4 protein-coding genes and 1 pseudogene are annotated in these 7189 nt (G+C 68.3%); all 5 read right to left on the bottom strand.

The features are described 5' to 3' along the window. The coding region (locus IRZ30_RS14120) for a dihydrodipicolinate synthase family protein (protein WP_294086089.1) at positions 1–565 on the bottom strand (565 nt) is incomplete at its 3' end. 218 nt (positions 566–783) lie between these two features. Then, entirely contained in the window at positions 784–1761 is a 978-nt protein-coding gene (locus IRZ30_RS14125; RefSeq protein ID WP_294086090.1) for a proline dehydrogenase family protein, read from the bottom strand. A 30-nt stretch (positions 1762–1791) separates the two neighbouring features. Further along, positions 1792–3342: an L-glutamate gamma-semialdehyde dehydrogenase gene (pruA, locus tag IRZ30_RS14130; RefSeq protein WP_294086091.1), complete on the bottom strand. Its 1551-nt coding sequence runs from the start codon at positions 3340–3342 to the stop codon at positions 1792–1794. Between the two features lie 148 nt (positions 3343–3490). Next, positions 3491–6637: a glycosyl hydrolase gene (locus IRZ30_RS14135; protein WP_294086092.1), complete on the bottom strand. Its 3147-nt coding sequence runs from the start codon at positions 6635–6637 to the stop codon at positions 3491–3493. Between the two features lie 70 nt (positions 6638–6707). Then, a pseudogene (locus IRZ30_RS14140) lies at positions 6708–6983 on the bottom strand (prolyl oligopeptidase family serine peptidase); the annotation flags it as partial. Positions 6984–7189 lie beyond the last annotated feature (206 nt).

The following is a 7189-nucleotide window of genomic DNA, read 5'->3' on the forward strand; positions in this document are numbered from 1 at the left end:
CACCCACGATGGTAGCCCGCCCCTCCAGCAGCTCCAGCGTCTGGGCCGTGCGCTGCGGCGTCGGCGGGTCCTCCAGCTTGATCGTGGTGATCGCCGGCACGGCACGCACCAGATCGGCCATGGCCCGCGGCGAGAGGGTCACCCCATTCACCGGCGGGAAGTCCTGCAGCACGATCGGAATGTCGATCGCCGCGGCCACGCGCTCGTAGTGCCGGGTCAGGGCGGGGCCGGGTTGCAGGAAGGTGGGCGGCGCCACCATCACGCCGGCCGCGCCGGCCGCCTGGGCCTCGCGGCTGGCCGCGATCGTCGCCTCGGTTCCGTCGTGGGACGTGCCGACGATGATCGGCACCCGCCCGGCGGCGACCTCCATGACGATCTCAGTCAGCCGGCGGCGCTCCTCCGGCAGCAGCTTCTGCGCTTCCCCGGCCACCCCCAGGACGGTGATCCCATCGACGCCCATGCCGATGGTGGCCTCGGTCAGCCGCCGCAGGCTGGCCTCGTCGAGCGAGCCGTCCGGCCGGAACGGCGTCGAGAGAATGTTGTACACCCCACGGAGTCCTGGCATCGGATCACGTCCTTCCCAACCGCCGGCCGGTCAACCACGGCGGACGGGTACCTCCACCGCGCGGCGCGCAGGCGCCTTCACGTGGGATTCTCGTCCCCACGCGGCGTCCCGATCAAGAGCCATAGCACAGGCGGGGACCTGCCCCGCCTGCCTTCACGCACGCATCGATGGATGGTGGCGATTCTCGCCGGAGGAGCGCGCTGCCCCGGCCCGACGCCCTAGCGCACCAGCCCGCGGAGCACGAACAGCAGGTTCGCCGGGCGCTCGGCCAGCCGGCGCATGAGGTAGTGGTACCACTCGCTGCCGTAGGGCGTCGCCACCAGCACCCGGTAGCCCCGCCGCACGAGGTCGCGCTGCAACTGCGGCCGGATGCCGTAGAGCATCTGGAACTCGAAACGGTCCGACCCGATGCCGTGGCGCTGGGTGTAGTCGATCACATGCGCGATGATGCGCTCGTCGTGCGTGGCGATCGCGGTGAAGCCGCACTCATCGAGCATCCGCTCCGCGAGGTAGAGGTAGTTCTGGTCGACCTCGCGCTTCTTCTGGTAGGCAACGTCGGCCGACTCCAGGTACGCCCCCTTGACCAGCCGCAGATTGGGCTTGAGCGGCAGCAGGTCTTCGAGGTCCCGCGCGGTGCGGTAGAGCATCGCCTGGAGGACGGTGCCGACGTTGTCGAACCCGTCGGCCCGCAGGCGGCGGTAGATCGCCAGCGTGGCGTCGACGCGCGCCGACTCCTCCATGTCGATGCGGATGAAGTTGCCCACGGTCGCCGCGTGGGCGACGACCCGCTTCACGTTCTCGTACGCGACATCCTCCCCGAGGTCGAGCCCCAGGTGCGTCAGCTTGAGCGCGATGTTCGTCTGGAGCCCTTCGGCGGCGATCCGGTCGAGCACGTCGCAGTAGGTATCGGCCACGGCGCGGGCCATGGTCGCGTCGCGCACCCCCTCGCCGAGGAGGGTCGTGTTGGTGCGCAGCCCTTCCTCGTTGAGCCGGCGCAGGACGGGGACCGCTTCGTCGAAGGTCTCGCCCGCGACGAAGCGGCCCGCGCCCAGGCGCATGCCGTATCGGCGCACGAACCGTGACACCCACCGGTTCGACGTGGCCATCAGGATGCCCTTGCGGAACACCAGGTTCACCGAGGCCGAAACCTGGCCGAGGGGATTGTCCCCGAGTGTCGACGATCCATGCGCCGTCACGACAATGCCACCCTTTCCCGCTTAGTCGAGCTAGAGCCGCTCGCCGACCGACTTCAACTCCATGAAGTGCTGCAGGTAGTCGGGACCACCCGCCCGGGTGTTCGTCCCGCTCAGCTTCATCCCGCCGAAGCCATGCACCCCTTGCAGCGCCGCGGTGCACTTCCGGTTCAGGTAGAGGTTGCCCACCTCGAACTCGAACCGCGCCCGCTCCAGGTGGGCCCGGTTCCGCGAGTAGACCGACCCGGTCAGGCCGTACTCGCTCGCGTTGGCGATGGCCAGCGCCTCGTCGAAGTCCTTTGCCTTCACGATCGCCAGCACCGGGCCGAAGATCTCCTCGCAGGCGATGCGGGCGTCGGCCGGGACGTCGACGAAGATCGTCGGCTGGATGTAGTAACCCGGTCCCTCGGCCGGCTCACCGCCGAGCACCAGGCGCCCCTCCTGCTTGCCGATCTCGATGTAGTTCAGGATCGTGCGGTACTGCTTCTCATCAACCACGGCGCAGACGGTGGCCTCGCCGCTCTCGCCCGAGCCGACCTTGACCGTCTCCCGCGTCAGCGCCACGACGCGCTCCACGATCTCGTCGTACACGTCCTGGTGCACGATGGCCCGCGAGCAGGCCGAGCACTTCTGGCCGGAGAAGCCGAAAGCGGCCGCGACGATGCCCTGCGCCGCGTCAGCCAGGTCGGCATCGGCGTCGACGATGATCGCGTCCTTGCCGCCCATCTCCGCCGCGACCCGCTTGAGCCACCGCTGTCCCGGCTGCACCCGGGCCGCCCGCTCGTAGATGCGGACGCCCACGTCCTTGGAGCCGGTGAAGTTGACGAAGCGCACCCGCGGGTGATCGACCAGTGCGTCGCCCACCTCGGCACCGCTGCCCGGGAGGAAGTTGACTACGCCCGCCGGCACCCCGGCCTCCTCCATGATCTCGAACATCTTGTAGCCGATGACCGGGGTGTTGCTGGCCGGCTTGAGGATCGCGGTGTTGCCCGCCGCGACCGGCCCCATCGTCATCCCGGTCAGGATGGCGCAGGGGAAGTTCCACGGCGGGATGATCACGCCGACGCCGAGCGGCACCCAGTAGAGCTGAACGGCTTCCTCCGGGATGTGGCTCAACTGGACCGGCTGCGCCACCTCCAGCGCCTGTCGCCCGTACCACTCCAGGAAGTCGATCGCCTCGCAGACCTCGCCCTCGGCCTCATCCCAGGGCTTGTCGAGCTCGTAGACCATCCAGGCCGCCAGCTCCAGCTTACGCCGCCGGATGATCGCCGCCATGCGGAACAGCACGCTGGCGCGCCCGCTGGCCGGCATCCGCCGCCACTCCTGGTATGCCGCCTCGGCCGCCTTCACCGCGTCCTCGACATCGGCCGCCCGCGCCTTGGCGACCAGGCCCACGACCTGATCCGGGTTGCCCGGGTTGACGGAGCGGATCCACTCGCCCGTCTCCCGCCGCTCACCGCCGATGACGATGGGATAGCGCTGCCCGAGCTGGCTCTTCACCTGCTCCAGCGCCGCCCGCATCGCCGCCCGATTCTCCGGGAGGGAGAAATCCAATGCTGGCTCATTCTGAAACGGTCCGCGCATCGTATCTCCTGATCCTTGCGAGCGCCCGGCGGGCGCCCGACCGGAACCCTGCGCAGGTCGCCACGCGCGGCACACCCTCAGGGCATGCCGATCTCCCGATCGCAAGACCGGGAGACGTCGCCGGCCACACCTGCGACTTGCTCAGAGCTTACCCTGACAGGCCGACTACGGGCAGCCCCGCCTCCCGAACAGCCGCGTCGAGGGCCTGACCATGCGTCCGCAGCGCCTCATGGAAGCGGCTGACGGCCGCCTCCAACTGCGCCGACAGCTCGGCGAACACGTCGCGCGCCTGCTGCGGCGGTGCGTAGTCCGCGCTGTCGACCGAGTCGAACAGGGCGTTGAACTTCTCGTGCAGCCCGCTCGGCCAGAGCTGGGACTGGCTCATGTTCACGTCGATCAGCAGCGGTCGGATCGCGTTCAGTTCGTCCCGCAGCGCGAGGGTCGCTTCCCGGACCTTGGGCGTGCTCGTCTCTCCTGCGGTCCGCCGCTCCCACTGGTCGAGTTGCCCGCGCACGAGATCGATCTGGTTGATCGTCTCGTTGGTCTTCGCCAGCGCCGCCAGGATGTCCTGCAAGAAGTCGAACTGCGCCTGCAAGTCCTCCCTGCTGGTCTTGATCCGCGGGTCCGGCTCGACCACGAACGACTGGGTCTGGCTCCGGCCGTCGACGGTCAGCCGGACCTGATAGGTGCCGGGCAGCACCATAGGCCCGTCGTCGCGGTGCCAGGGCTGCAGGTCCGGCGCCTCGACCCGCGGGGCGCCCGGCAGTCGGAAGTTCCAGAGGAAGCGGTTCACCCCCGGCTTCGCCGGCACGTTGTCGTCCGCGCTGGTGAAGCTGCGCAGCTCATTGCCGTCGGCGTCCAGAATCGTCAGCGTGACGTCTCCCTTCGGCGCCTCCGGCAGGAAGTACTGGATAACCACCCCCCTCGGCGGGTTCTCACCCGCGTTCAGGAGCTGCTGCTTCACCGAGCCATCCGGCTGCTGCACCGGCAGGATGGCCACCTGGCTGGTCCCCGCGCGAGTGTAGTTGACCGTCCCGACGATCGGCTCCCGCCAAAGTCCCCCGTCGGTGCGCATGCGCATGGTCGGCCGCGGCTGGAACAGGTACACCTGCCCATCCTCGACGCCGTCCTTGAGCTGGTGCAGGGGCGTCAGGTCATCGAGGATCCAGAACGAGCGGCCATGCGTGGCAACGACCAGCTCGACCCCCTTGATGACGAAGTCGTGGATCGGCACTACCGGGAGGTTCCCGCCCATGCGATGCCAGTTCGCCCCGTCGTCAAACGAGACGTAGATGCCGGTCTCCGTACCGGCGTAGAGCAGCCCGCGACGGTTCGGATCCTCGCGGATGACGCGGGTGAACTCGTGCGACGGGATCCCGTTGGTGATTCGGGTCCAGGTCTGCCCGTAGTCGTTCGTCTTGTAGAGGTACGGGGTCGTGTCGTCCCACTTGTAGCGCGTCGCGGCGATGTACGCCGTCGCCGGGTCGTGCGGCGAGGGCTCGATGATGCTGATCAGCGCCCACTCCGGCAGGTCGGGCGGCGTGACGTTCTGCCAGGTCTTCCCGCCGTCCCTGGAGATATGCACCAGGCCGTCATCGGACCCCGCCCAGAAGACGCCCGCTTCGTGGGGCGACTCGACGAACGCGAAGATGGTGCAGTAGACCTCAGCGCCGGTGTTGTCCCGCGTGATCGGGCCGCCGGAGGGCTTAAGCTTGTCCGGGTCGTTGCGCGTCAGGTCGGGGCTGATGACCTCCCAGCTCGCGCCCAGGTTCGTGGACCGGTGCACGTAGTTGGAGCAGACGTACAGCTCGTCCGGGTTGTGACGCGAGAACATGATCGGGAAGGTCCAGTTGAAGCGGTACTTGAGGCTCTCCGCCCCGACGCCCCAGCCGTACAGCTCCGGCCAGACCGTGATGTTCCACTTCTGCTTGGTGCGGTGGTCGTACATCGTCATGATGTCGTTGTAGGCCCGCCGGCCGGCCGGCCCCGACGCCACGACGATGTTCGGGTCGTCCGGCTTGATGGCGATGTAGCCGCTCTCGCCACCGCCCGGGGCGTACCACTCGCGCTCGTGGATCGCCCCGTCGAGCGAGCGGCTCGGGATGCTGATCGCGGTGTTGTCCTGCTGCGACCCGTACACCCGGTACGGCACCTGATCGTCGGTCGTGACGTGGTAGAGCTGCGCGGTGGGCTGGTTGTAGATGCTCGACCAGCTCACGCCACCATTGAACGTGACGCTCGCACCACCGTCGTTCCCGTCGATCATGCGCAGCGGGTTGTTGGGGTCGATCCAGAGCGCATGCTCATCCCCGTAGGGCGTGGTGACCCGCTGGAAGGTGGCGCCCCCATCGGTCGACTTCCACAGGCTGTAATTCTGGACCCAGACCGTGTCGGGATCCTTGGGATCGGCCGTGATGTGCATGTAGTACCAGGGGCGCGTGCGCAGCAGCGACTGCTCGCTGAGCCGGATCCAGGTGTTGCCGTAATCGTCCGAGCGGAAGACGGCACCGTCCTCGGCCTCGATGATCGCCCAGACCCGACCCGGCTTCGCCGGCGAGGCGGCCACGCCGATCTTGCCCAGTACACCCTTCGGCAAGCCGGGGTTGCGCGTGATCTCCTCCCAGGTGTCGCCGCCGTCGAACGAGCGCCATAGTCCACACTCCTCGCCGCCGTTCTCCAGCTTGTACGGGTAGCGCTGGGCCTGCCAGATCGCGGCGTACAGGATGCGCGGGTTGTTGCGGTCCATCGAGATGTCGTGCGATCCGGCCCGCGGGCTCTTGTAGAGCACCTTCTCCCAGGTCTGCCCGCCGTCCTTCGACCGGAAGACACCGCGCTCCTCATTCGGCCCGAACGCATGCCCCAACGCCGCCACGTAGACGAGGTCCGGGTTCTCCGGATGGATCACGATCTTGCCGATGTGCCGCGTGTCGCGCAGGCCCATGTTGGTCCAGGTGCGACCGCCGTCGGTCGACTTGTAGACCCCATCGCCGTGCGAGACGTTGTTGCGGATACACGTCTCCCCGGTTCCCACGTAGATCACGTTCGGGTCCGACTCGGAGACCGCGATGGCGCCGACCGCGGCCGTGGTAAAGAAGCCGTCGGAGACGTTGCGCCACGTCTGCCCGCCGTCCGTGGTCTTCCACACGCCGCCGGCGCAGGCCCCGAAGTAGAAGGTCATCGGGTCCGACACGTCACCCGCGACCGCCACCACGCGCCCACCGCGATGCGGGCCGACACAGCGATACTCCAGGGACGACAGCACGCGGTCGGTCAGACTCGCTGCCCGCTGATCCACCCGAGTGTCCCCTACAACCACCGGAGCATTCCTTCCCTTCCACACGTTCCCGAGGCGCGTCGCCGCCCCGTCATTCCCCGGGTGCGAGGCTGATCCGGTAGCCCCGCACCGGCTCGGCGCCAAGCAGGTGCTCCACGAAGTAGTCCCACCGGCGCCGCACGAAGTACGGATCGTTGCCACAGGCGTGGAACCGGTTCGGCATGATGAGCAGATCGAAGTCCTTGTTGGCCTTGATCAGGGCGTCCACCACCACCAACGTCGACGAGACGTGGACATTCTCATCCATGTCGCCGTGGATGAGAAGCAGCTTGCCCTTCAGGCTCGCCGCCAGCGCCTGGTTCGCCTGCGCGGCGTAGGGCATGCGCCGGGGAGGCCAACTTGCCTGACGGCAAGACTCCCGCTGTGCCTGGGTACAGACTCATGTCATCCTAAGCGCAGCGAAGGATCTCGCGTTGGACCGGCCACACCACCCCGAGATCCTTCGCTGCGCCCGGGGCCGCGGGGCCGCCGCCCCCGCGCCCCCGCGGGGGTGGGGGGGTTTGACAAAAACAC

This window comes from Sphaerobacter sp. (assembly GCF_019683595.1).
Lineage (GTDB): Bacteria > Chloroflexota > Chloroflexia > Thermomicrobiales > Thermomicrobiaceae > Sphaerobacter.

Coding starts and splice junctions, on each gene's coding strand:
- pruA (WP_294086091.1), bottom strand. CDS start 3,342: ATGCGCGGACCGTTTCAGAATGAGCCAGCATTGGATTTCTCCCTCCCG.